23 protein-coding genes and 1 tRNA gene are annotated in these 23115 nt (G+C 70.2%); 11 read left to right on the plus strand and 13 right to left on the minus strand.

Annotated features, from left to right (window positions below):
• Nucleotides 1–323: 323 nt before the first annotated feature.
• Nucleotides 324–800 carry a cupin domain-containing protein gene (locus ACZ4VI_RS06095; RefSeq protein WP_467997053.1) on the minus strand — a complete coding sequence of 159 codons (477 nt, stop codon included), beginning with the start codon at nt 798–800 and terminating at the stop codon, nt 324–326.
• Between the two features lie 1063 nt (nt 801–1863).
• Between ACZ4VI_RS06095 and ACZ4VI_RS06100 the strand changes: the two genes are divergently transcribed.
• From ACZ4VI_RS06100 to ACZ4VI_RS06115, 4 genes are all read left to right on the plus strand, one after another.
• The gene (locus tag ACZ4VI_RS06100; protein WP_467997055.1) at nt 1864–2616 is read left to right on the plus strand and encodes a DUF6879 family protein; all 753 of its coding nucleotides are present in this window, start codon (nt 1864–1866) and stop codon (nt 2614–2616) included.
• Nucleotides 2613–3455, plus strand: coding sequence for a helix-turn-helix domain-containing protein (locus tag ACZ4VI_RS06105; RefSeq protein ID WP_467997056.1), 843 nt, complete (start codon nt 2613–2615; stop codon nt 3453–3455). Before ACZ4VI_RS06100 ends, ACZ4VI_RS06105 begins: the two co-directional genes overlap by 4 nt.
• 87 nt (nt 3456–3542) lie before the next feature.
• On the plus strand, nt 3543–3746 hold the full coding sequence (locus ACZ4VI_RS06110) for a hypothetical protein (protein WP_467997058.1): 204 nt from the start codon (nt 3543–3545) through the stop codon (nt 3744–3746).
• 508 nt (nt 3747–4254) lie between these two features.
• Entirely contained in the window at nt 4255–4401 is a 147-nt protein-coding gene (locus ACZ4VI_RS06115) for a hypothetical protein (RefSeq protein WP_190344470.1), read from the plus strand.
• A 223-nt stretch (nt 4402–4624) separates the two neighbouring features.
• Here ACZ4VI_RS06115 and ACZ4VI_RS06120 read toward each other — a convergent pair whose 3' ends face one another.
• Nucleotides 4625–5101: a GNAT family N-acetyltransferase gene (locus ACZ4VI_RS06120; protein WP_467997059.1), complete on the minus strand. Its 477-nt coding sequence runs from the start codon at nt 5099–5101 to the stop codon at nt 4625–4627.
• Nucleotides 5102–5195: 94 nt separating this feature from the next.
• Here ACZ4VI_RS06120 and ACZ4VI_RS06125 point away from each other — a divergent pair, with 94 nt between their 5' ends.
• Nucleotides 5196–6605, plus strand: a complete 1410-nt coding sequence (locus ACZ4VI_RS06125; RefSeq protein WP_467997061.1) for an NAD(P)/FAD-dependent oxidoreductase — start codon at nt 5196–5198, stop codon at nt 6603–6605.
• A gap of 65 nt (nt 6606–6670) precedes the next feature.
• Here the strand turns inward: ACZ4VI_RS06125 and ACZ4VI_RS06130 are convergent, their stop codons facing one another.
• Nucleotides 6671–8401 (minus strand): FG-GAP repeat domain-containing protein, encoded by a 1731-nt coding sequence (locus tag ACZ4VI_RS06130; protein WP_467997062.1) that lies wholly within the window; start codon nt 8399–8401, stop codon nt 6671–6673.
• 206 nt (nt 8402–8607) lie between these two features.
• Nucleotides 8608–8686: transfer RNA gene (locus ACZ4VI_RS06135), tRNA-Thr, on the minus strand.
• Between the two features lie 250 nt (nt 8687–8936).
• Between ACZ4VI_RS06135 and ACZ4VI_RS06140 the strand changes: the two genes are divergently transcribed.
• The 3 genes from ACZ4VI_RS06140 (at nt 8937) to ACZ4VI_RS06150 (ending at nt 11482) form a co-directional block, all read left to right on the plus strand.
• Nucleotides 8937–10034 (plus strand): ABC transporter ATP-binding protein, encoded by a 1098-nt coding sequence (locus tag ACZ4VI_RS06140; RefSeq protein ID WP_352190209.1) that lies wholly within the window; start codon nt 8937–8939, stop codon nt 10032–10034.
• Between the two features lie 203 nt (nt 10035–10237).
• On the plus strand, nt 10238–10651 hold the full coding sequence (locus tag ACZ4VI_RS06145; protein ID WP_467997064.1) for a hypothetical protein: 414 nt from the start codon (nt 10238–10240) through the stop codon (nt 10649–10651).
• A gap of 114 nt (nt 10652–10765) precedes the next feature.
• Nucleotides 10766–11482, plus strand: a complete 717-nt coding sequence (locus ACZ4VI_RS06150) for a nucleotidyltransferase family protein (RefSeq protein ID WP_467997065.1) — start codon at nt 10766–10768, stop codon at nt 11480–11482.
• 87 nt (nt 11483–11569) lie between these two features.
• Here ACZ4VI_RS06150 and ACZ4VI_RS06155 read toward each other — a convergent pair whose 3' ends face one another.
• From ACZ4VI_RS06155 to ACZ4VI_RS06180, 6 genes are all read right to left on the minus strand, one after another.
• Nucleotides 11570–13171, minus strand: coding sequence for a DoxX family membrane protein (locus ACZ4VI_RS06155; protein ID WP_467997066.1), 1602 nt, complete (start codon nt 13169–13171; stop codon nt 11570–11572).
• A 155-nt stretch (nt 13172–13326) separates the two neighbouring features.
• Complete coding sequence (rlmB, locus tag ACZ4VI_RS06160) at nt 13327–14286, minus strand: 23S rRNA (guanosine(2251)-2'-O)-methyltransferase RlmB (protein ID WP_467997067.1); 960 nt, start codon at nt 14284–14286, stop codon at nt 13327–13329.
• Nucleotides 14287–14374: 88 nt separating this feature from the next.
• The gene (cysS, locus tag ACZ4VI_RS06165) at nt 14375–15775 is read right to left on the minus strand and encodes a cysteine--tRNA ligase (RefSeq protein WP_467997068.1); all 1401 of its coding nucleotides are present in this window, start codon (nt 15773–15775) and stop codon (nt 14375–14377) included.
• A 161-nt stretch (nt 15776–15936) separates the two neighbouring features.
• Nucleotides 15937–16431, minus strand: coding sequence for a 2-C-methyl-D-erythritol 2,4-cyclodiphosphate synthase (gene ispF / locus ACZ4VI_RS06170; RefSeq protein WP_467997069.1), 495 nt, complete (start codon nt 16429–16431; stop codon nt 15937–15939).
• Nucleotides 16421–17170 (minus strand): 2-C-methyl-D-erythritol 4-phosphate cytidylyltransferase, encoded by a 750-nt coding sequence (ispD, locus tag ACZ4VI_RS06175; protein WP_467997070.1) that lies wholly within the window; start codon nt 17168–17170, stop codon nt 16421–16423. The genes ispF and ispD overlap by 11 nt, the downstream gene beginning before the upstream one ends.
• Nucleotides 17171–17545: 375 nt before the next feature.
• Complete coding sequence (locus ACZ4VI_RS06180; RefSeq protein ID WP_003953493.1) at nt 17546–18028, minus strand: CarD family transcriptional regulator; 483 nt, start codon at nt 18026–18028, stop codon at nt 17546–17548.
• A gap of 663 nt (nt 18029–18691) precedes the next feature.
• Here ACZ4VI_RS06180 and ACZ4VI_RS06185 point away from each other — a divergent pair.
• Nucleotides 18692–19336, plus strand: a complete 645-nt coding sequence (locus ACZ4VI_RS06185) for a DUF461 domain-containing protein (protein ID WP_467997072.1) — start codon at nt 18692–18694, stop codon at nt 19334–19336.
• Between the two features lie 73 nt (nt 19337–19409).
• Here the strand turns inward: ACZ4VI_RS06185 and phoP are convergent, their stop codons facing one another.
• Together phoP and phoR are read right to left on the minus strand one after the other, a co-directional pair.
• Nucleotides 19410–20081 (minus strand): two-component system response regulator PhoP, encoded by a 672-nt coding sequence (gene phoP, locus ACZ4VI_RS06190; RefSeq protein ID WP_465270246.1) that lies wholly within the window; start codon nt 20079–20081, stop codon nt 19410–19412.
• A 5-nt stretch (nt 20082–20086) separates the two neighbouring features.
• Nucleotides 20087–21322 carry a two-component system sensor histidine kinase PhoR gene (gene phoR, locus ACZ4VI_RS06195; RefSeq protein ID WP_467997074.1) on the minus strand — a complete coding sequence of 412 codons (1236 nt, stop codon included), beginning with the start codon at nt 21320–21322 and terminating at the stop codon, nt 20087–20089.
• A 263-nt stretch (nt 21323–21585) separates the two neighbouring features.
• Here phoR and phoU point away from each other — a divergent pair, with 263 nt between their 5' ends.
• Together phoU and ACZ4VI_RS06205 are read left to right on the plus strand one after the other, a co-directional pair.
• A complete protein-coding gene (gene phoU, locus ACZ4VI_RS06200; protein ID WP_467997075.1) occupies nt 21586–22266 on the plus strand; it encodes a phosphate signaling complex protein PhoU in 681 nt (226 codons plus the stop codon).
• 113 nt (nt 22267–22379) lie between these two features.
• Nucleotides 22380–22529, plus strand: a complete 150-nt coding sequence (locus ACZ4VI_RS06205) for a hypothetical protein (protein ID WP_467997076.1) — start codon at nt 22380–22382, stop codon at nt 22527–22529.
• A 76-nt stretch (nt 22530–22605) separates the two neighbouring features.
• Here ACZ4VI_RS06205 and ACZ4VI_RS06210 read toward each other — a convergent pair whose 3' ends face one another.
• Entirely contained in the window at nt 22606–23073 is a 468-nt protein-coding gene (locus ACZ4VI_RS06210; RefSeq protein ID WP_467997078.1) for a GNAT family N-acetyltransferase, read from the minus strand.
• Nucleotides 23074–23115 lie beyond the last annotated feature (42 nt).

Genomic DNA, 23115 nt, shown 5'->3' on the forward strand with positions numbered 1-23115 from the left:
AGGGAAGAAGGAGCGGGAAGCAGCTTTCTTGCTTCCCGGGACGCGAGAGCGTGCTGGGCCGACTAACAGCCCTGTAACGCGGATCAGTTGGGCGGCCAGAATAACGTTCCGCGACGATGCCTGGTGAGGTTACGGAAGCAGAGTACGGACCGCTACCCGCATAAGGTTCGACCGCCCGCCGCCGGAGCCGTCGGCTCGTTCGTTTAGCAACAGCGTCAGGACACTTCCGGTGCGGCTCGGCTGAGCATCACCGGAAAGGCCCCGAAACATGCCCCACCCGCCAGGTGTTCGAGGCGGGTGGGGCATGCCGTGGACGGGCATGATCATCCCTCCGGCATCGGCCTCATCTGGATGCCGTGCTGCGTGGCGATCGCCATGAGGCGCTCGGTGTCCGGCGGTTCGGTGGACGGAGTGGGCAGTTCATTCGCTGTGGCAGGCTCGCCGGCCTCGGCGAAGAACTCCTCCATATACCCACCCGGCGTGTAGACGACGAGGAGGCGCGACGTCTCAAGAGGCTCGAACCTTTCCCAGGTTCCCTCGGGAATGTGGAAGAAGGATCCCGGACCGGCTTCGATCGTCTCCTCGTTGATGTGGTAACGGATCCTGCCCTCCAGAACATGGACGCTCTCGGTTCCGGGGTGGGTGTGGGGCGGCGGGCCCCCGCCCACGGGAATCGTCATCTCCACGACGGTCAACGCACCACCCGTCTCGTCGGCGGATGCCTTCACGGTGTACAGGCCGTTCAGCGCCCAGAACGACCTGCCCTCGCCCTGCTTGAGTGCCACGGTCTTCTCTGCCATGGGAAAAGCCTCCTCGCCCTGATCTCCCTCCTTCCAGCGTCTGACTTGCGACTACTCGCCGCAACCCCGACGCGGGGTACCAGGGCTACTTGGACCGGGCGTGTTCAGCCCCTACGTCGCCGCCGGACACAGCGGGGTCCGGTCCGAGCGAGGTGCCGACGGACCTTTCGCACCTGGCGCGCATGTCACCCAACGTAACCATGCGGCGGCTGCATGACTCCCCCGTCAAGTGACCGCCAGTGGGGAATCACAACTGGCCACTAACACCCCTGACCAGCCAACGCAGCCGCGATGGGGGATAGACCAACTACGGACGTCGGCGCGGAGCTGGCCCCACGTTTTCATATCGGGAGGGCACCGTGGCATGGGAGACCAGCGACCGGCGGTCACGCCTTCCCAGTGACTGGCCCCAGCGTCGGGCCACCGTGTTGAAGCGCGACGGGTACCGGTGCGTGACCCTCCTGGTGGAGGGGGCGCGGTGCCCCGAGCCCGGGACGGATGTGGACCACATCGTCCGCGGGGACAACCACGACGTGACCAACCTTCAGGCTTTGCGCGGCTGGCACCACCGGCGTAAGACAGCACGGGAGGCGGCGGAAGCCCGAGCGGCCATGGTCCGTCCGACCGTCCGCCGGCCGGAGCGTCCGCACCCTGGAGACCTCTGATCTGATCTCCGTTCGTCGCCGGAATCGCTGTAACTCTGAGTGATTCCGACCTGGGGGAGGCCCCCCGGATCGAGCCGAGACGGATCGAAGCGTGATAGCAGTCCGGAATCTGTACGGGTTCCAAGGTCCGCGTGACGACCCAACGGACACTTACTAGGCGCCTGACCTGCGATTACCTACCTGCAAAAGGTCCGCGTGGCCCCTCCGAACCAGCGCTAACCGCCTTTTCGGCTCACCGTTCGTCGCAACCAACCTGGCCTCCTGTTCCTCGGCACGCGCCGGGGAGCCGGGGGCCTTTTTTCGTCGGTCCCGAGAATCATTGCGAATCACGCAGGACAGGGAAGCAGTGCCCGCCCCATCCTGGTCGGGACTTGTCCGCTGGTGGGAGGGGAACGGCAATGGCACGGCGACTCCGGTTCATCGGTACCAACTCCGGCAACGACGGATGCCCGACCCTGTACGAGGACCTGGACACCGGGGAGGTCCTGGTCCAAGGCGACGCGGTGACCGACCCCCAGGACGTGGCGCAGCTCCGGAACGTCAAGGATGGGGAGGGGTTCGTGGTCGTCCCGCGCGTGCTCCTGGCCGACTTCGCGCCCCGGGACGCGGAAAGGACGCCCGTGCTGATCGGCTTCGAGGAGTTCGCCGGGATGTTCCGGACCTTCGCGCACACGGCCTGGCGCCTGGAGACCCGGCGTCGCTACCAGTCGGACGAGGAGACGGAGACCTACCAGCGGTTCGTCCGGGGCGAGGACGCCGGCTGGGACCTGAACGACCCCTGGTGCGTGTCCCGGCGTGAACAGTCCGCCCTGGGCAAGCGCTTCGAGCGGGTACGGATCGCCGACAACCCGCCCACCCCCGGTCAGCGCTACCTCCTCGACAACGCCCGCCGCAACAGCGCAGTGGGCGAAGACATCCGCAACCTGTGGCGCTCCGATGCCGAGCGGCTCCAACTCCCCGACGACGACTTCTGGCTCTTCGACTCCCGGGTGATCGCCCGGCTCCACTTCGATGACGACGACCGGATGACCGGCGTCGAACTGGTCACGGACCCTGTCGAGGTCGCCCGCGCCTGCCAGGTACGGGACGCCGCGTGGCACCACGCCGTCCCGTACGAGACGTTCGCGGAACAGGTGCCGTCCGCCGAGTGAGCACCGACTTCCAACAAGCAAGAGTTGCCCTCGGTGCGCGGCTGCGCGAGCTGCGCACCGATCGGCGGCTCACGGGCCGCCAGTTGGCGGTTCTGCTCGGCTGGCCCCAGTCCAAAATCAGCAAACTGGAGACCGGCCGCCAGACCGCGACGGCGGACGATCTGCTGGCGTGGGCGGACGGCACCGGCCATCCGGAGGCAGCAGAGGAGCTGATCACCCGGCTTTGGAGCCTGGAGTCCCGCTCCCGCGCCTGGCGCAGACAGCTCGCCGCGGGCCACAAGCCGGTCCAGGACACGCTGACGGCCGAGTACGAGCGCACGAGGACGTTCCACGTCTGGCAGGGCTCCACGGTCGTGGGGATGCTCCAGACCGCCGAGTACGCCCGCCACGTCTTCACCCGCTACGCCGACCTCCACCAGTCCGTACGGGACACCGAGGAAGCCGTACGGGCCCGCGTGAAGCGTCAGGAGATGCTGTACGAGCCGGGGCGCACGTTCCACATCGTGATGTGGGAGGCCGCGCTCCGGGCTCTCGTATGCCCTCCTCCCGTGCTGGCCGCCCAGCTCGACCGCCTGGCGGGCGTCCTCGGGCTGGACACCGTCTCCCTGGGCATCGTCCCCTTCGGCGCCTCCCTGAAGATCCCCCCGGCCAACGGTTTCTGGCTGTACGACGACCGCCTGGTGATCGCGGAGGACTGGCACGCGGAGCTCTGGCTGGACGACGCGGACAGCGTCGGCGTCTACCGGAAGGTGTGGCAGGCACTCTCCGATTCCGCGGTCTATGGTGCCGACGCCCACCGCGTGATCGCTCGCGCCCGGCGGGCTCTCGACGCTCCTTGAGAATCCACCGGAAGATCACGGACCAGCCCGAGAATCCCGGCGAATCAGCCCCCACAGAGCCGGGCACCCGGCCCTAGCGTCCCTCTCATGGACAGCTCGCACGAACTGGAGACAGTGACCCCGAGCACGGTCGTGGAGTCGCTGCGCGAATCGCTGATGGCCGCTGGAATCGTTCTCCCCTCACTGGGCATCGACCCGGCACCGCCGGGCCCCGGACTGGTGAGGCTGGGAAGTGTCCGCCCCGACGTGGCCATGAAGCTGGCGCAGGTCGTGAAACGGGGCAACGCATGAACACCCGGGACAGCCAGGGAAGCCGTACGGAATCCGGTTGGGTGCGGTTCGAGGGCCCGGACCTGAGTCCCGGCAACGCCTTGAAATGGCGTCCGTGCGAGTGCGGCCGACCGGTCTGTCCCGAGTACCGCCCGGCCACTGGCAGCACCCAGCGGCTGACCGCCAAGGTGACCGAAGCGAACCGGCGGAGTCGGGGGACGGCGCGGTGAGCGCCCTACCGGAACCACCGCCAGAGTCCCGGGACGACATAGCTGCCCAGCTCCATGACCTTCGAGAACGCGGCGAATGGGTCGCCCAGCTCTCGCGCCACCTGACTCCGGGGAGTCCCCTCCTGGAATTCCTGGCGGAGGCTGGAGAGCAACAGATGCAGGCCGCACTGCGCTCCCAAGGCCCTCGCTCGCGGGTCGGGCTGACCCTCACCCTCACAGACTCCGCCCCGGTGACCGATCCACCGTTCAGCCGGGGCGGCCCACACCACCATTCATCCATCACGAGAAGGAGCACGTTCATGGGCGGACAGCACGGCGGAGGCACCGGCTCGGGCCAGGGCGGAAGCCAGCAGGACGACGGCCAGTCGGGCGCCGGGCACGGCGGAGGCGGCTCGGAGGGCCAGGACTCCGGTCACAGCGACACGAAGGGCAGCGGCACCAAGTGACCGAACGCGCCACGACGGAGGCCGGCCCCCAGCGAACTCACGGCCGCCCACGCCTGGTGGGACGACCAGGGCCGCCCGGACTTCGAGCGGTTCGGGCTCACCGTGAACCCCGACGGCACCGCCTGGGCCTGGTCCCCGGAGCACCCGGTCCCGGCCGTCGGGTAGCCGGACAGCCCACCCGCCCGGTTCCGCCTTCTCGCGGTCCCGGGCAGGCGTCCGGCGGCTACTCCGCCCCGCCCAGCTTTCGGAGCGCGTCGTCCGTCAGGCGGTTCACGGTCCACTCGTCCATGGACACCGCCCCGAGCGACTTGTAGAACTCGCGGGCCGGCACATTCCAGTCCAGGACCGACCACTCCAGGCGCTCGTACCGCCGCTCCACACAGATCCGCGCCAACTCCGCCAGCAGAGCCTTCCCGTGGCCGCCGCCCCGGCTCGAGGGGCGGACGTACAGGTCCTCCAGGTAGATCCCGTGGACACCGCGCCACGTCGAGAAGTTCAGGAACCACAGCGCGAAGCCCACCGGCTCGCCGTCGTCCGTCTCCGCGATGTGGGCGAAGGCGGCGGGCTGGGGGCCGAAGAGGGCCTCGTGGAGCTGCTCAGGAGTCGCGCGGACCTCGTGCAAGGCCTTCTCGTAGTCGGCGAGCTCGCGGACCATCGCGTGGATCACGGGGACATCGGCAGGTATGGCGGTACGAATCATGGGGCCACCCTGCACCCGATCCCCCCGCGCGTGCCAGCAGCGTCGCCGCCGCCCCCACCCCGATACGAGGGCCCCGTCCAGTACCCTCCCGCCCATGGTCAGCAGGAGCAGCACGGTCGGCACGGTCAACGGCGGCATCTCGTTCTGGTTCGCCCAGCAGGGCGCCCCCGCCCCCCGCGAGCCCCTCCCCGGGGACGCCACGGCCGACGTCTGCATCGTCGGCGGCGGCTACACCGGGCTGTGGACCGCGTACTACCTCAAGAAGGCCGTCCCCTTCCTCAACATCACCGTCCTCGAAGCCAAGTTCTGCGGCTACGGCGCCTCCGGACGCAACGGCGGCTGGCTCTACAACGGCATCGCCGGCCGCGACCGCTACGCCAGACTGCACGGCCACGACGCCGCCGTACGCCTCCAGCACGCCATGAACGACACTGTCACCGAGGTCATCGACGTCTGCGCCGCCGAAGGCATCGACGCCTGCATCCACCGCGGCGGCGTCCTCGAAGTCGCCCACTCCCCCGCCCAACTCGCCCGCCTCAAGGCCTTCCACGCCGTCGAGATCGCCTTCGGCGAGAAGGAACGCGAGCTCTACGGCGCCCGCGAGACCGCCGACCGCATCCGCATCGCCGGCGCCGTCGGCTCTTCCTGGACCCCGCACGGCGCCCGCCTCCACCCCGTCAAGCTCGTCACCGGACTCGCCGACGCCGTCGAGGCCCTCGGCGTCACCATCCACGAGTCGACACCCGTCACCGAGATCAAGCCCAAGCACGCCATCACCCCGTACGGCACCGTCCGCGCCCCGTACGTCCTGCGCTGCACCGAAGGCTTCACCGCCTCCCTCACCGGCCAGCGCCGCACCTGGCTCCCGATGAACTCCTCCATGATCGCCACCGAACCCCTCACCGACGCCCAGTGGGACACCATCGGCTGGAACGGCCTCGAAACCCTCGGCGACATGGCCCACGCCTACATGTACGCCCAGCGCACCGCCGACGGCCGCATCGCACTCGGAGGCAGGGGCGTCCCCTACCGCTACGGCTCCAAGACCGACAGCGACGGACGCACCCAGCCCCAGACCATCGACGCCCTGCGCGACATCCTCATCCGCTTCTTCCCCTCCCTCGCCGGCATCGGCATCGACCACGCCTGGTCCGGCGTCCTCGGCGTCCCCCGCGACTGGTGCGCCACGGTCACCCTCGACCGCTCCACCGGCCTCGGCTGGGCAGGCGGTTACGTCGGCTCCGGCGTCGCCACCACCAACCTCGCGGCCCGCACCCTGCGCGACCTCATCCAGCAGGACTCCGGCCAGTCCGGCCCCACCGACCTCACCGCCCTCCCCTGGGTCAACCACAAGGTCCGCAAGTGGGAGCCGGAACCCCTGCGCTGGCTCGGCGTCCAGACGATGTACGCGGCCTACCGCACCGCCGACCGCCAGGAACTCACCACCCACACCGCGGAAACCTCCCGCATCGCCGCGATCGCCGACAGACTCTCCGGCCGCTGACAGAACGAGAAAGGGGCCCGGACCGGCAACCGCCGACCCAGGCCCCACTTCCGTACTACAGAGCGTCAGAACAGAGAGTTGTACGAACTGCCCGCGACCCCGCCCCAACCCGTCCCGAGCCGCGCGCGAGCGGCATACGGCGCCGCCGCGTTGCCCGTACCCCGGTACAGATAGAAGACACCGGAACCGTCCCGCGCGACCAGATCGGCCCGGCCGTCGTCGGTGAGGTCACCCGGCGCGGTCACCAGCGGGTACACACCCCAGCCGCCACCGACCTTCGTACGCGCCGCGAACGGCGCCGCCGCGTTACCCGTACCCCTGTACAGCCACAGCGCACCGGCCGAATCCCGGGCGATCAGGTCTGCCTTGCGGTCACCGGTCAGGTCGCCCGCCCCGGTCACCTGGTTGTAGATCTGCCAGCCGGCGCCGACCTTCGTACGCGCCGCGAACGGCGCGGTGTTGCTGCCCGTGCCCCTGTACAGCCACAGCGCACCGGCCGAGTCCCGGGCGATCAGATCCGCCTTGCCGTCACCGGTCACATCGGAGACGCCCGTCAGCGAGTTGTAGACGCCCCAGCCGCCGCCGACCTTCACGCGCGCGGCGAACGGCGCGTACTCGTCGCCGGTCGTCCGGTAGTACCAGAGGACACCGGCGCCGTCGCGGCCCACCACACCACCGCCGGTGGCCTGGACCGTGATCGGCGAGAGCTTGGTGAGCGCGTTGTAGATCTGCCAGCCGCGGCCGACGCTCTCGACCCAGTCGGCGAACGGCTCGGCGGCCCTGCCCGTGCCATGGTGCCAGTACAGCAGGCCGTTCTTGTCCCGGGCGATCATCGCGTGGTGGGTCGGCACCGGACGCGAGCTCTGGATCGAGAAGGTGCTGCTCGTCTCGGGGTTACCGGTTCCGAAGCTGTACACCTCGTACGTGGCGTAGGTGTCGATCTTCCACGCGGCGGCCGCAGCACCGGCCTTCAGGGTGTAGGAGACGGTGACGTCCTTCGGCGCGTCGCCCGGGTCGACGTCGCAGTAGACGCCGCCGTACCCGATGTCCCCGTAGCTGTGCTCGCAGGAGGCGATGTCCGAACTGACGGAGACGCCGGTGATCTCAACCTGGCTCTCGTCCTCCTCCCACCACCGCTGCCCCTCGGCCGGCATGAACCCGATGTCGAGCCTGCCCTTGTCCACCGCGTGCAGGGTGACCGACTGGGTGACCGTGCCACCGGCCGGCAGCCCCGGCGTGTTCATGGCCAGCGTGTTCTGCGCGACGTGCTCCGCCGACTTCACCGTCACCGTACGAGCGGCATGCCGACCGTCCTCGGGAACACTGCCGACGATCTGAGCCTCCTTGACGGCCTTCGCAAGGTCCGCGCCGCGCGGGGCATAGACGACGCCGTAGTGAAGCGTGGTGCCGTGCGCCGCCGACGCGGCAGCCGAGACGTCGATCCCCGGGAACGGGCTGTTCTCGTTGACGGGGCACGTGTACACCCCGGTGACACCGGCCCGCGGCGCGCACGACTCCTCGTACAGCTCCAGCGCCATCCCACTCGGCAGACCCGCCTCCGTCCAGGCCGGGTCGGTCAGCGGAGCCTTGCTGAGGGCGTAGACGAGAGTGCCGTCGACGGTCCCCTCCACGCCGCTAGGAGCAAGCTCGGCCCAGCCCTCCCCGGGCTGGAGCACCTTGTCCTCGACGGTGAACCCGTAGAACTCGTCGGCAGCGACAGCCGTACCGGCCGTACCGGTGACCAGGCCGGCCACCAGCAGAGCGGCCGTCCCCCCGAGAGCGAAGATTCTTCGCACGAAATCAGTCCCCTGTGATGTTCGAAGAACGAGAGAGCGCGCGTCGGCCGTCCACGGCCGCGGCGACGCCAGGCCAAGATCCCCCCTGGACGCGACCGCAACGTACCCCACACACCCCGGGGCCGCGCATGAGTGCGCGTACTCACGTCAGCCGCCCTCTCACACACAAGTGTCCCGGACCTGAGTGGTCCGGGACACGAGATCGCTGGAGCCCCCTGTCGGATTCGAACCGACGACCTGCTGTTTACAAGACAGCCGCTCTGGGCCGGACTGAGCTAAGGAGGCATTGCACGCATTCACCCGCGCGCGAGGCCCTCCCACTCTACACAGCAGCGCGAACGACCAACCAGGAACCGGACTTCCGTTCCGACCAGCCGGCGAAGCAAACAGAAAAAATCTCTCCGCCTCCGGCTGCTGACAGATCGGACACCGTCAAGGTAGCGTCACGGGAAGTTCACTCCGGTGGACTAGACCCATCACTTCCTTCCACTACGGATCGTCCGGCACGTTCCTGCCGGTGAAGGGACACATCACCATGGCTTCTGTCACTTTCGACAAGGCGACCCGGCTCTACCCGGGTTCCGACAAGCCCGCCGTCGACCAGCTCGAGATCGAGATCGAGGACGGCGAGTTCCTCGTCCTCGTCGGCCCGTCCGGCTGCGGCAAGTCGACCTCCCTGCGCATGCTCGCCGGTCTTGAGGACGTCAACGGCGGCTCCATCCGGATCGGTGACCGCGACGTCACGCACCTGCCGCCGAAGGACCGGGACATCGCCATGGTGTTCCAGAACTACGCGCTGTACCCGCACATGACCGTCGCCGACAACATGGGCTTCGCCCTCAAGATCGCCGGCGTCAACAAGAGCGAGATCCGCGCCAAGGTCGAGGAGGCCGCGAAGATCCTCGACCTCACGCCGTACCTGGACCGCAAGCCGAAGGCGCTCTCCGGTGGTCAGCGGCAGCGTGTGGCCATGGGGCGCGCGATCGTGCGTGAGCCGCAGGTCTTCCTCATGGACGAGCCGCTGTCGAACCTCGACGCCAAGCTGCGCGTGTCCACCCGTACGCAGATCGCGTCGCTCCAGCGTCGCCTCGGCATCACGACCGTGTACGTCACCCACGACCAGGTCGAGGCCCTCACCATGGGCGACCGCGTCGCCGTCCTCAAGGACGGGCTGCTCCAGCAGGTCGACTCGCCGCGCAACATGTACGACCGTCCCGCCAACCTCTTCGTCGCCGGCTTCATCGGCTCCCCGGCCATGAACCTGGTCGAGGTGCCGATCACCGACGGCGGTGTGAAGTTCGGCAACAGCATCGTCCCTGTCTCCCGTGACGCGCTCTCCGCCGCCTCCGCCAAGGGCGACACGACCGTGACGGTCGGCATCCGCCCCGAGCACTTCGACGTCTCGGGCGCCACCAGCAAGGAGGGCCTGGCCGTCTCCGTGAACGTCGTCGAGGAGCTCGGCGCCGACGGTTACGTCTACGGCTCCGCCCGCGTCGGCGGCGAGGACAAGGACCTGGTCGTCCGCGTCGGCGGCCGCGCCGTCCCGGAGAAGGGCTCCACGCTGCACGTCGTGCCCCGCCCGGACGAGCTGCACGTCTTCTCCACCTCGACCGGTGAGCGGCTCTCCGGCTGAGTAGCCTGCGCTTCCGAACGGCCCCGTATCTGTTGCTGATACGGGGCCGTTCGCGTACCCACCCCGCATGTCGACAAATACCCCGGCAGAACAGCCAATTCAGACACCCGCGTCAACACGGGATTCGAAAAGTCGCCTCGAACCATCCCCCGCGAGAGTGACTAAATGTCGCCATATCTTCACTGACCGCTACGCTCGCCTGCGTGACGCACACTGCCCGCCGTATCGGCCGCTCTCTCGCCCTCGTCCTGCCCGTCGTCCTGGTGCTCTCCGGAACGCTCGCGGTGTCCACCGTTCCGTGGGCCGGCCAGGGCTCCGACACCCAGATGCTCACCGCATCCTCGGAGGACGTCTCCGTCCCCGCCAAGTCCCGTGCCCCGCAGGATATTCTGCGCGACCGGCTCCTCGCAGAGCTTCAGGAGAAGGACCCCGGAACGGCGCTGACCCACCTCCAGCGCGAGGTGGAGAACAGCCCGTCCCTCGCCAAGCACTGCATGTCCATCGCCCGCGCCCTGGGCAAGGCGGCCGTCCGCCACTACGGCCCCGCCCGCGCCCAGTCCTACTCGCGCCCGGTCTGCGACACCTCGTTCGCGACCGGCGTGATGTTCGCGAGCTGACGCCACGTCCCTGACACGTCCCTGACACGTCCCTGACACGTCCCTGAAGGGCCGCGATGCGACCCCGAAGGGCTCCCACGGGCCGCCTCGCGAGGTGCGCATATCGTTCCCGGTATGGATACCTTCCCGACGCAGGCCGTGGTCCTGGCGGGCGGCCAGGGCTCGCGCCTGCGCCCGTACACCGACGACCGCCCCAAGCCGATGGTCGAGATCCCCGGCACCGGGACCCCGATCATCGGCCATCAGCTGTCCTGGCTCGCCGCCGAGGGCGTGACGGACGCCGTCGTGTCCTGCGGCCATCTCGCCGAGGTGCTCCAGGAGTGGCTCGCCTCCGCCGATCTGCCGCTGCGCGTGAAGACCGTCGTCGAGCCGGAGCCGCTCGGCCGCGGCGGCGGCCTCAAGTACGCCGCCGCGCACCTGCCCGAGCCCGGACAGCCCTGGTACGCCACCAACGGCGACATCTGGACCCGCTTCTCCCTGCGTGAGATGGCCGCGTTCCACACCGAGCGCGACGCCACCGCCACCCTCGCCCTCGCCCGCCCCCGGATCCCGTGGGGCGTCGTCGAGACAGACGCCTTCGGGCACATCACCGACTTCATCGAGTCGCCGCCGTCGCCATACCTCATCAACGCGGGCGTGTACGTCTTCTCCGCCGCGTTCACCGAGCTTCTCCCCGAGCGGGGCGACCACGAGCGCACCACGTTCCCCCGCCTTGCCAGGGAGCGCCGCCTCGCGGGCTTCCCGCTGCCCCAGGGGGCCTACTGGCGGGCGATCGACACGGCGAAGGACCTGACCGAGGCGGCGAAGGAGCTGGCCTCTCAGAGCGCCTGACAGCCCTTCGTACGAGAGTCAAGGGACGTACGAGAAGGGCGGCACCGCATCCGCGCGGTGCCGCCCTTTCCCGTAGAACCAGTTACGTCAGCCCAGCAGGCCGCCGATCGGGTTCCGGTTGCCGCCCGACGTCGAGCCGCCGCTCGGGGGCTCGCTCGTGCCGCCACCGCCGCCGCTCGTCCCGCCCGTGCTCGTCGGGCCGGAGCTGGTGGACGGCGGGGCCGCGGGCCGCGACTGGGTCGGCGTACGGGTGCCGGTGCCCTGCGTGGCGGTCGGCCGGCTCTCCTCGATCCGGCCGGTCTCCCGTACGGTCTCGCTCGGCGAGGCCTTCTCGTCGTCCTCGCTCGCGCCGTCCGCGCCGGACGTCGCCGACGGCTTGGGCCGCGTGGAGGTGGACTCGGACGGGGTGCGGTCGCCGGGCTCCTGCGGGAGGGGCTGGCCGGGAAGGTGGTTGATCGGGTCGTCGTTCGGGCCGGGCACGGTGACCATCTCGGTGGACCGTACGGCCCCGCCGAGCACCGAGCCGGTGAGCAGCGTGAGGCCGACGACGACGGAGGCGACGAGCGTGCCGCGGCGCAGGACGCGGCGGCGCAGCTCCCACAGCTCGGAGCGGGGTCCGAGAGTGCGCCAGGCCTCGCCGGCGAGGCGGCCGTCGATGGAGTAGACGGGGGCGCCGGCGATGATCAGCGGGGACCAGGCGGCGAGGAAGATGATGTCGGCGGAGTCGTAGACCGGGACGGTCTTCCAGCTGACGGTCAGGAGCAGCGCGGCCGACAGCAGGGCGCCGATGACGGCGGCGACCCGCTGCCAGAGGCCGAGGACGGTCAGGACGCCGACGACGACCTGGAGGAAGGCGACGGTCAGTCCGGCGCCGACGGGGTGCTGGAGGGCGAAGTCGCGCAGCGGTTCGGCGAGGGCCCAGGGGTGGAGCGAGTTGAGCCACTTGACCATGGAGCCGCGCTCGCCGCCGTCGAAGTAGACGGGGTCGCAGAGCTTGCCCATGCCGGCGTAGATGGAGATGAAGCCGAGGAAGACGCGGAGCGGGAGGAGGACGACGCCGAGGTTCATCCGGCGCCCGGGGTAGTAGGCGTGCCGGACCGGGTCCGCGCCGTGGCGGTTGGCGGGGGCGCGGTAGTCGTCGTCCCCGTCCTGGCCGGCCTCGTGTCCGTCCGCGTAGGCCGCCTCGTGGGGCCCGCCGTACGGACTGCCGTCGTACCGGCCGTCGTACCGGCCGTCGTACGGGCTGCCGCCGTGCGGCCCGTCGTAGGCGCCTTCGGCGCGCCGCATGGGCGGCAGGAGCGGAGGCCCGTCGGCGGGGACAACGGGGGTCGGCATGGTGTCGTCGATGCGCGGGATGGCCTGGGTGATCCCCGCGTCCAGCGGTTCCAGCGTGGAGACGGAGGACTCGCGTACGGCCTGGAGCAGTCCCGTGGCGCCGGGCGCGGACTTTCCGGTCCATACGACGGGCCGGCGACGGCCCGCGGCCGCACCCGCCTCTGTACCCGCCGGGGTTCCCATGGCGGAGAGCCGGGAGGCGGCGGCGAACTTCGGCTGCTGGGCCGGCGCGAGCCGCACACGGAAGCTGGCGTGGTTCACGATGACCTGCGCGGGATCGGAATCCACTTTGAGCATGCTCAGCGCGGGCTGATCGTCGAACCCCGGCCGGGGCGTTCTGGTGTCCACACTCATCTAACCGAGTGACGCGGGGTTTGGACACTGCCTTGACGGTCGGGAAATGTCCGAGACCCGTCAAGATCGCCTGCTATGGGCCGGGGGACGGGCCCGGGTACGGGCAAGGGCCCAGCTCAGCGAGCTGGGCCCTTGCCCGTGACGGTGCTGCGAGATCAGTTCGCGCGGCGGCGGGCGACCTCGTAGAGGACGATGCCCGCGGCGACACCGGCGTTCAGCGACTCGGCGCCACCGGGCATCGAGATACGGACGCGGTAGTCGCAGGTCTCGCCGACCAGGCGGCCCAGGCCCTTGCCCTCGCTGCCGATGACGATGACGACCGGGCCGTCGAGCGCCTCCAGGTCCTCGACCGTGTGCTCGCCGTCGGCGGCGAGGCCGACGACCGTGAGGCCCTCCTTCTGGAAGCCCTCCAGGGCCCGGGTCAGGTTGGTGACGCGGGAGACCGGGGTACGGGCGGCGGTGCCGGCCGAGGACTTCCAGGCGCCCGCGGTCATCCCGGCCGCGCGGCGCTCGGGGACGACGACGCCGTGACCGCCGAAGGCGGAGACGGAGCGGACGATCGCGCCGAGGTTACGGGGGTCGGTGACGCCGTCGAGGGCGACGATCAGCGGGTCCTCGTGGGCGTCGTAGGCGGCCGCGGTGAGGTCCTCGGGGTGCGCGTACTCGTACGGCGGGACCTGGAGGACGAGGCCCTGGTGGTTCAGGCCGTTCGTCATCCGGTCGAGCTCCTGGCGCGGGGCCTCCATCAGGTTGATGTTGCCCCGGTCACCGGCGAGCTTCAGCACGTCGCGGACGCGCTCGTCGTTGTCGATGAACTGCTGGACGTAGAGCGTGGTCGCGGGGACGCCGTCGCGCAGCGCCTCGAAGACCGGGTTGCGGCCGACGACCATCTCCGAGGTGCCCTTGGGGCCGCCGCGGCGCGGGGCGGGGCGGCGGGCGGCGGCGTGCTTGGCCTGGGCGTTGGCGATGCGGTTCTTCTTGTGGCCCTTGCGGGCGGAGGCGGGCGGCGTGGGGCCCTTGCCCTCGAGGCCCTTGCGCCGCTGGCCACCGCTGCCGACCGTAGCGCCCTTCTTGTTGGACGTGCGGCGGTTCCTGCGCTGGCTGTTCCCGGCCATGACTACCTAATCCTCGGTGTTGCGTACATCGGTCTGTACATAGGTCTGTAAGTGAAGTGTGCCGCCCGGCTGGCCGAGCGGCACATCATCAGCGGTTGCCCAGCGTCCAGCGGGGGCCGTCGGGGCTGTCCTCGATGGCGAGGCCGGACTGGCTCAGCTGGTCGCGGATCGCGTCCGCGGTCGCCCAGTCCTTGCGCTCGCGGGCCGACTCGCGCTGCTGGAGCACGAGCCGTACGAGGGTGTCGACGACGCCGTGGAGCTCCTCGCCGCGGTCGGTCTCCTCGGCCCAGTGCGGGTCGAGGGGGTCCAGGCCGAGGACGCCGAGCATGGCCCGGACCTCGGCGAGGCGGGCGATCGCCTCGTCCTTGTCGTCGGCCGCGAGTGCGCTGTTGCCCTGGCGGACGGCGGTGTGGATGATCGCGAGCGCCTGCGGGACGCCCAGGTCGTCGTCCATCGCCTCGGCGAACGCGGGCGGCACCTCGGCGGCGGGCGGGACGGGCTTGCCTGCCTTCTCGGTGGCGCGCTGGACGAAGCCCTCGATGCGCGCGAACGCGGACTCGGCCTCGCGCAGGGACTCCTCGCTGTACTCGATCATCGACCGGTAGTGCGGGGTGCCCAGGTAGTAGCGCAGGACGATGGGCCGCCAGTTCTTGACCATTTCACTCACGAGCACCGAGTTGCCGAGCGACTTCGACATCTTCTCGCCGCTCATGGTGACCCAGGCGTTGTGCACCCAGTACGAGGCGAAGTCGTCGCCGTACGCCTGGGCCTGGGCAATCTCGTTCTCGTGGTGCGGGAAGATCAGGTCGAGGCCGCCGCCGTGGATGTCGAAGGCGGAGCCCAGGTACTTGTGCGCCATCGCCGAGCACTCCAGGTGCCAGCCGGGCCGGCCGCGGCCCCACGGGGTCTCCCAGTCGGGCTCGCCGGGCTTGGTGGCCTTCCACATGGCGAAGTCGCGCGGGTCGCGCTTGCCGGTGATGCCTTCCTCGGCGGGCTGGCGCAGGTCGTCGATGTCCTGGTTGGAGAGGGAGAGGTAGCCGGGGAACGAGCGCACGTCGAAGTAGACGCTGCCGTCAGCCTCGTAGGCGTGGCCCCGCTCGATGAGCCCGCGCATCATCTCGACCATCTCGGTGACATGGCCGGTGGCGCGGGGCTCATAGGTGGGCGGCAGGCAACCGAGGGCGTCGTAGCCGGAATTGAAGGCGCGCTCGTTCTCGTAGCCGATGGCCCACCAAGGGCGGCCCTGGTCGGCGCCCTTGGTGATGATCTTGTCGTCGATGTCGGTGACGTTGCGGATGAACGTGACGTCGTAGCCGCGGTACGCGAACCAGCGGCGCATGATGTCGAAGTTCAGCCCCGACCGGATGTGCCCGATGTGCGGGGCGGCCTGCACGGTGGCACCACAGAGGTAGATCGAGACACGGCCCGGTGTGAGCGGGATGAAGTCACGGATCTGCCGGGCGCTGGTGTCGTACAGGCGAATAGTCACCACTCCAGGGTAGTGGGCGTGTGGTAGTGCCCCGCGACCTATTCGGCGTCGCGGGGCAAATTGTGCCCGGTGTGGGCATACGTTCCGCTGGGGCGGAACGGGTGGGCACACCCCACGGGGGCGGTGCGCGTTCAGGGATGGGTGCCCACGGGCCCCGCCCGTCAGGCCGTACGGACCACCAGCGCCGTCGCGATCGCAGCCAGCCCCTCCGCTCGGCCGGTAAGCCCGAGCCCGTCCGTCGTCGTGCCCGAGACGGAGACGGGCGCGCCGACCGCCGCGCTCAGGGCCTTCTGCGCCTCGTCGCGGCGCTTGCCGACCTTGGGGCGGACGCCGATGACCTGGACGGCGACGTTGCCGATCTCGTACCCCTCGGCGCGGACGATCCGGGCGGCCTCGGTCAGGAGCGTGACGCCGGAGGCGCCGGACCACTCGGGGCGGGAGGTGCCGAAGTGGGCGCCGAGGTCGCCGATGCCGGCGGCGGAGAAGAGCGCGTCGCAGGCTGCGTGGGCGGCGACGTCGCCGTCGGAGTGCCCGGCGAGCCCGTACTCCTCGCCCTCCCACAGCAGCCCCGCGCACCACAGCTCGCGCCCGCGCTCGAAGGCGTGGACGTCGGTGCCGATGCCTACCAACGGCATCACGGGGCGCTCAGAAGCCATCGTTGGCCCTCCGGCGGGCGAGTACGGCCTCGGCGAGTACGAGGTCGAGGGGGCGGGTCACCTTGAACGCCTCCTCGTGGCCGGGCACGACCACGACGGGCGCGCCGAGCCGCTCGACCATGCCGGCGTCGTCGGTGGCGCCGTCACCGGTGAGGGCGACGGTCGCGTGGGCGTTGACGAGGGTCTCGTAGTCGAAGCCCTGCGGGGTCTGGACGGCGCGCAGCCGGGAGCGCTCGGGCGTGGCGACGACGCTCTCGGGGTCACCCTTCCGCTCCGCGGGCTCGACCTCCTTGACGGTGTCGGCGACCGGCAGGGCGGGGACGACGGCGACGGCTCCGTCCCGTACGGCCTCGATGACCGCGTCGACGGTGTCGACGGGGACCAGCGGCCGGGCGGCGTCGTGGACGAGGACGGTGGTGACGCCCTCGGGCAGCGCTTCGAGGCCGAGGCGTACGGATTCCTGGCGGGTGTCGCCGCCGGGGACGACGAGGTAGTCGGTGCGCTCGGGCAGCGCGTGGGCGTCGAGGAGGTTCTTGACCTCGGCGGCGCCGTCCGCGGGGGCAACCACGACGACGAGGGAGACGGCGCGGGAGGCCGCCATCGCCCGGACGGCGTGGATGAGCATGGGGGTGCCGTTCAGCGCGCGGAGCGCCTTGGGGGCGCCCGGGCCGAGGCGTACGCCCCGGCCCGCCGCGGGGATCACCGCTGCGGTGCGCGCGGGACGCGTTTCGTCTGTCATCGGTTGCACTCCGGCAGGTTTGTTTCCTCGGCCGACATGGGTATGGCCTGAGCGTCTGGACGCGACGCCTTGGCCGGGCCCTTTCCGTGACGACGGTCGGGGCGTTGCGCGTGACACCGGGGCCGTGGGATGCGAGGGGGCAGGGGTACGGGAGCTTGCGTCGACGGACGCGCGTCACGAGACGACAGCGTCACCTCACCCGGAGACGACAACGTCACCTCACCCCGGCCCGGAGGACACCCCGGCACGAGACGGCACGAGCCCCGGACGCCGGGGGCGAGATCTGGGGCGGCATGAGACGAAACATGCCGCAGCGCCCGGCGACAGCGCTGTGTGTGGCACAGCACGTCAACGGGCACCGCGGCATCGCTTCGCTCAGGACGCGAGGACCTCGTCAAGGAGAGCCTCGGCCTTGTCCTCGTTCGTGTTCTCCGCGAGAGCCAGCTCGCTCACCAGGATCTGCCGAGCCTTGGCGAGCATGCGCTTCTCACCTGCGGACAGTCCGCGCTCGCGCTCGCGGCGCCACAGGTCGCGGACCACTTCGGCAACCTTGATGACATCGCCGGAGGCGAGCTTCTCCAGGTTCGCCTTGTAGCGACGGGACCAGTTGGTGGGCTCCTCGGCATACGGCGCGCGCAGCACCTCGAAGACCCGGTCCAGCCCGTCCTGACCGACCACATCGCGAACACCGACGAACTCCGCATTGTCCGCCGGCACACGAACCGTCAGGTCGCCCTGGGCGACCTTGAGCACCAAGTAGGTCTTGTCCACGCCTTTGATCTGGCGAGTTTCGATGGCCTCGATCAGCGCGGCCCCGTGATGGGGATAGACCACGGTGTCGCCAACCTTGAACGTCATGTGACAGGTACCCCTTCCGTGGCTATCCAGGGTAACACGGATACGGCATCTTCTGAATGGCGTTTTCGCAGGTCAGGGCATATCTCGGGGCTTGACAACAGCGGAGCGGACGTGCTGCGGAGGGCTTCCGGGGGGCGGTATTCGCAGGTCGGAGCGGCTGTGCGGACGGAGAGAAACCTGCACGTTACGCCCACCCGGAGGCCTCCAGGGGAGGCTGGATGTCCCGTTTTGCCGGGTTCGGCGCGGTCATCTTCACGTACTCCGTTCGAGGATCGGTCACCCGTACGGATGCTTCCCGGACCGAATCCCGAATTGATCACCCGACGGTGTGACGCGGGTTTTCTTGTGAGGCGGGCGGCGGAATGCGCGGACGGCCGTCGAATTGATCAAGTCGGTTATGTGAACGGAGCGTCAATACGACGTGATCCGGCCATCGGGGGCGCAGCCGTGAAGGTGACCGCGACGACGGTCGGGAAGACGGTCATGGCGGGCGTGGCGAGCGCCGGGTGCGCGAAGGGGCGGGTCGGGTGCGGGACGGGGAGGGTGGCTCGGTAACCTAAGCCCGCTGACGCACCTTTAGCTCGTCCTTAGCCGGTTGGTCCTCAGCTCGACCCCAGCCGGCTCGTCCATGCCCGTCCGTACGTCCTAGGAGTTGCCGCCGCCGTGAGCCGCAGCCTTCGACGCGGCGCCCTCGCCGCCTCCGCCATCGTGATCTCGATCGCCTCGCTGTCCGCCTGCGGCGCCGGCAATGACGCGGAAACGCTCAGCGTCCGGCCGGACAACGCCGCCGTCACCGTGGACGACGTCAAGATCCAGAACGCGCTCGTGATCACCCAGCCGACCGCCGGTGCCCCCGGCCCGGCCGTCGTCTCCGCGACCGTGTTCAACAACGGCCGCGAGCCGCAGACGCTCGACTCGATCACGCTGGCCGGCTCGCCCGCGCCCGTGAAGCTCAAGGCCGCCGAGGGCTCGGGCCCGATCACGATCCCCGCGGGCGGCTCGGTCGTCATCGGTGGCAAGGGCAACGCCACCGCCACGATCGAGAAGGGCCACGAGGCCGTCGAGGACGGCGGCGCGCAGGAGCTCGTCTTCAAGCTGAGCCGGACCGGCGACGTGAGCATCGACGCCTTCGTCGTCCCGGCGGCCGGCTACTTCAAGGAGTACGGCCCGACCGAGATCCCGCAGCCCCCGGCCGCCAAGCCGACCGGGACCGCCACCGCGACCCCGACGGGCGAGGCGGGCCACGGCACCGAGGCGGGCTCCACCGCGACCCCGACGGGCGAGGCCAGCCACGCGGCGGGTCACTGACGCACGCATACGCGAAGGGGCGCCCCACCGGATACTCCGGCGGGGCGCCCCTTGGCATTCGTACACGTACGGTTTACGGCTCGAACTTGTAGCCCAGGCCCCGCACCGTCACCAGGTACCGCGGCGCGCCCGGGTCGGGCTCGATCTTCGCCCGGAGGCGCTTCACGTGGACGTCGAGGGTCTTGGTGTCGCCGACGTAGTCCGCGCCCCAGACCCGGTCGATCAGCTGCATACGGGTCAGGACACGGCCGGCGTTGCGCAGCAGCATCTCCAGGAGGTCGAACTCCTTGAGCGGGAGGTCGACCTTGCCGCCGGAGACCGTGACGACGTGGCGGTCCACGTCCATCCGGACCGGCCCGGCCTCCAGAGCGGCGGGGGTGACCTCCTCCGGCTCACCGCGGCGGCGCAGGACCGCGCGGATGCGGGCGACCAGCTCCCGCGAGGAGAAGGGCTTCGTCACGTAGTCGTCGGCTCCTATTTCCAGCCCGACGACCTTGTCGATCTCGCTGTCCTTGGCGGTCACCATGATGACCGGGACGTTCGAGCGTCCGCGCAGCTGGCGGCACACCTCGGTGCCGGGCAGCCCCGGCAGCATCAGGTCGAGGAGGACGAGGTCCGCCCCGTTGCGCTCGAACTCGTCGAGGCCGTCGGGCCCGGTCGCGGCGACCGCGACCTCGAAGCCTTCCTTGCGGAGCATGTACGACAGGGCGTCGCTGAAGGATTCCTCATCCTCGACGACAAGCACTCGGGTCACGGAAGGACCTCCGGGGCAGGGAGCGGTTCGGTCATGAGATCGGGGGTGGGGGACGAAGCCTCGGACGAGCGGCGGTCACGTACCGCGCCCGCCTCGGGCAGCCGCAGGGTGAAGGTGGAGCCCTGGCCTTCGGTGCTCCACACCGTGACCTCCCCGCCGTGCGAGGCGGCCACGTGCTTGACGATGGCCAGGCCGAGCCCCGTACCTCCGGTGGCGCGGGAGCGGGCCGGGTCGACGCGGTAGAAGCGCTCGAAGATGCGCTCCTTGTCCTTGTCGGGGATGCCGATGCCCTGGTCGGTGACCGCTATCTCGATGAGGTCGCCGCCGGGCGCGGCCACGCGGCGGGCGGCGATGCCCACCCGCGTACGGGCTGGTGAGTAGTTGACGGCGTTCTCGACGAGGTTGCCGAGAGCGGCGGCGAGCTGGCCGCGGCTGCCCCAGACGCGCAGGTCGGCGGTGCCTCCGGAGACCATGGTGATCTGCTTGGTGGAGGCGGTGTGCCGGGAGCGGTCGATGGCCTCGGCGACCAGTTCGTCCACCCGTACCGGCTCGGAGTCCTCCAGCGGGTCGTCGTTCTGCACCCGGGAGAGGTCGATGAGCTCCTGTACGAGGTTGGTCAGCCGGGTCGCCTCGATCTGCATGCGGCCGGCGAAGCGGGTGACCGCCTCGGGGTCGTCCGAGGCGTCCATGACGGCCTCGGAGAGCAGCGAGAGCGCACCTGTCGGAGTCTTGAGCTCGTGACTCACGTTGGCGACGAAGTCCCGTCGTACCGCTTCGATACGGCGGGCCTCGGTCAGGTCCTCGACGAGGAGCAGCACCAGGCGGGAGCCGAGCGGTGCCACCCGGGCGGAGACCGCGAGGGCCTCGCCGCGTCCCGTACCGCGCCGGGGCAGGTCGAGCTCGACCTGGCGTATCTCGCCGTCGCGGCGGGTGTCGCGGGCCATGTTGAGCATGGGCTCGACGGCCAGCTTTCCGCCGCGGACCAGGCCGAGGGCGTACGCCGCCGAGCTGGCCTTGACCACGGAGTCGCTCTCGTCGAGCACGACCGCGGAGGAGCGCAGCACGGAGAGCACGGTGTCGACGCCGGGCGGGAGCACCGCGTCGGTGTGCAGGGAGGTCCGGGTGGGCCGCGCCTGGTCGCGCTCGCTCCAGCGGAACGCCAGCATGGCGATCACGCCGGTGCACACCCCGGCGATCGCGGCCAATGCGGCGACCGCCGCGTTCACGTCCATGCCATCCAGGTTATGCGGGACGACAGACTCTCTCCCAGCCGTCCGAGTGGCTGCTCGAACAGTCGTCGCCCAGAGTTCACCATGGGGACTGTGGGGGTTCATTTGAACCGAGCGGAACGGCCGCCCGCGTCGCCCAGAGTTCACCGAGGAGAAAGGGCTCATTCACTTCAGGTGGAGACGCCGGACGCGTAGGGGCCCGAACGTGGGAGCGTGGGGGTCCGAGTCCGACTGGGACCCCAAACATCTGTGAGAGAGGGACATCGATGCGGGACGCGTACCACGAGGAACTTGACTCGATCGGCGAGGGCCTGGTCGAGATGGCCCGCCTTGTCGGGTCGGCGATCGGGCGCGCCACGACGGCCATGCTCGACGCCGACCTGAAGCTCGCGGAGAGCGTGATCGCCGCGGACCAGAAGGTCGACGACCTGCAGCACGACCTGGAGGCGCGGGCGATAGCGCTGCTCGCGCGCCAGCAGCCGGTGGCCACGGACCTGCGGATCGTGGTGACCTCGCTGCGGATGAGCGCGGACCTGGAGCGGTCGGGCGACCTGGCGCAGCACGTGGCGAAGCTGGCGCGGCTGCGGTTCCCGGACACGGCGGTGCCGCGTGACCTGCACGCGACGATCCTGGAGATGGGTCAGCTCGCGCAGCGCCTGATGGCGAAGGCGGCGGAGGTCATCATCACGAAGGACGTCGACCTGGCGCTCCAGCTGGAGCAGGACGACGACGAGATGGACCTGCTGCACCGGACGCTGTTCCAGCACCTGATGGACGACCGCTGGAAGCACGGTATCGAGACGGCGGTCGACGTGACGCTGCTCGGCCGGTACTACGAGCGGTTCGCGGACCACGCGGTGTCGGTGGCGAAGCGGGTCGTGTACCTGGTGACGGGTGAGTACGCGGACGAGCTCCAGCAGAGCGACGCGCCGGTCGAGGGCGCGTAGCCCGTAGCCCGCGCGGGCGGCGTTCGCACTCCTGTGCGCCGTTGATGCGCCCGGTGGGGTGGGCATGCAATGGGGTAGGCGACGTACGCCTTCGAGGAACCCGGAGGAACCCCATGGCCGAATCCGCCACCACCGACACCCCGCAGGAGACCCCGCACGACGCGGTCTTCCTGCCCGTCCTCGGCGCCTGCGGGTGCGGCTCGGGCTGCGGCTGCGGCTGCCAGTCCGGCGGGCCGTGCCAGTGCGGGGGCTGCTCGGGATAGAGCGCGACGGAGGGGCCCCGCCGGGATCACTGGGATCACCGGGCGGGGCCCTCGCCGCCGGCATCCGACGTCGGCATCAGACGTCGAGGACGCCGACGGGCTGGTTCCCGGTGGTCTCGCCGGTCGGGCGGAAGCCGAGCTTGCGGTAGAAGTCCCCGGGCCCGTCCTCCCCGTCCTCCCACGACACGTACATCAGAGTGCCGCCGCGCCGCCGTATCTCCTCGCGGACGGCCTCGACGGCGAAGCGTCCGTACCCCTTGCCCTGGTGGCCGGCGGCGATGTTGAGGCGCCAGAGGCCGCTGCGGTAGTCGTCGGGGTCCTTCTTGGGGGCCCACTGGATGTCCAGGAAGGCCATCAGGAAGCCGACGAGTTCGTCACCGTCGAAGATGAGCCGGGGCCAGGCGGGTTCCCCGAAGGCGTACGCCTCCGCCAGTGAGGTCGCGACGGGGGCGACGTTCTTCTCTTGGTGAGGGTGAACACGCAGGTCGAGCGCGGCGTCGACGTTGTCGGGGGTGATCTTCTCGAGGCGGAGCGCGGTGGTCATGCGCGGACCCTACCGACGAGTCACCCTGGCGGTCGCGCCAAT

Source organism: Streptomyces sp. NPDC029169 (assembly GCF_055563935.1).

What these genes read in the sequence shown, in the direction of transcription:
- ACZ4VI_RS06155 (WP_467997066.1), bottom strand. Translation starts at nt 13,171, where the DNA reads ATGAGTGTGGACACCAGAACGCCCCGGCCGGGGTTCGACGATCAGCCC.
- phoR (WP_467997074.1), bottom strand. Translation starts at nt 21,322, where the DNA reads ATGGACGTGAACGCGGCGGTCGCCGCATTGGCCGCGATCGCCGGGGTG.
- phoU (WP_467997075.1), top strand. Translation starts at nt 21,586, where the DNA reads ATGCGGGACGCGTACCACGAGGAACTTGACTCGATCGGCGAGGGCCTG.
- ACZ4VI_RS06180 (WP_003953493.1), bottom strand. Translation starts at nt 18,028, where the DNA reads ATGACGTTCAAGGTTGGCGACACCGTGGTCTATCCCCATCACGGGGCC.
- ispD (WP_467997070.1), bottom strand. Translation starts at nt 17,170, where the DNA reads ATGACAGACGAAACGCGTCCCGCGCGCACCGCAGCGGTGATCCCCGCG.
- ACZ4VI_RS06125 (WP_467997061.1), top strand. Translation starts at nt 5,196, where the DNA reads ATGGTCAGCAGGAGCAGCACGGTCGGCACGGTCAACGGCGGCATCTCG.
- ACZ4VI_RS06120 (WP_467997059.1), bottom strand. Translation starts at nt 5,101, where the DNA reads ATGATTCGTACCGCCATACCTGCCGATGTCCCCGTGATCCACGCGATG.
- ACZ4VI_RS06115 (WP_190344470.1), top strand. Translation starts at nt 4,255, where the DNA reads ATGGGCGGACAGCACGGCGGAGGCACCGGCTCGGGCCAGGGCGGAAGC.
- ACZ4VI_RS06100 (WP_467997055.1), top strand. Translation starts at nt 1,864, where the DNA reads ATGGCACGGCGACTCCGGTTCATCGGTACCAACTCCGGCAACGACGGA.
- ACZ4VI_RS06095 (WP_467997053.1), bottom strand. Translation starts at nt 800, where the DNA reads ATGGCAGAGAAGACCGTGGCACTCAAGCAGGGCGAGGGCAGGTCGTTC.
- ACZ4VI_RS06150 (WP_467997065.1), top strand. Translation starts at nt 10,766, where the DNA reads ATGGATACCTTCCCGACGCAGGCCGTGGTCCTGGCGGGCGGCCAGGGC.
- ACZ4VI_RS06205 (WP_467997076.1), top strand. Translation starts at nt 22,380, where the DNA reads ATGGCCGAATCCGCCACCACCGACACCCCGCAGGAGACCCCGCACGAC.
- ACZ4VI_RS06140 (WP_352190209.1), top strand. Translation starts at nt 8,937, where the DNA reads ATGGCTTCTGTCACTTTCGACAAGGCGACCCGGCTCTACCCGGGTTCC.
- ACZ4VI_RS06110 (WP_467997058.1), top strand. Translation starts at nt 3,543, where the DNA reads ATGGACAGCTCGCACGAACTGGAGACAGTGACCCCGAGCACGGTCGTG.
- ACZ4VI_RS06210 (WP_467997078.1), bottom strand. Translation starts at nt 23,073, where the DNA reads ATGACCACCGCGCTCCGCCTCGAGAAGATCACCCCCGACAACGTCGAC.
- rlmB (WP_467997067.1), bottom strand. Translation starts at nt 14,286, where the DNA reads ATGGCCGGGAACAGCCAGCGCAGGAACCGCCGCACGTCCAACAAGAAG.
- ispF (WP_467997069.1), bottom strand. Translation starts at nt 16,431, where the DNA reads ATGGCTTCTGAGCGCCCCGTGATGCCGTTGGTAGGCATCGGCACCGAC.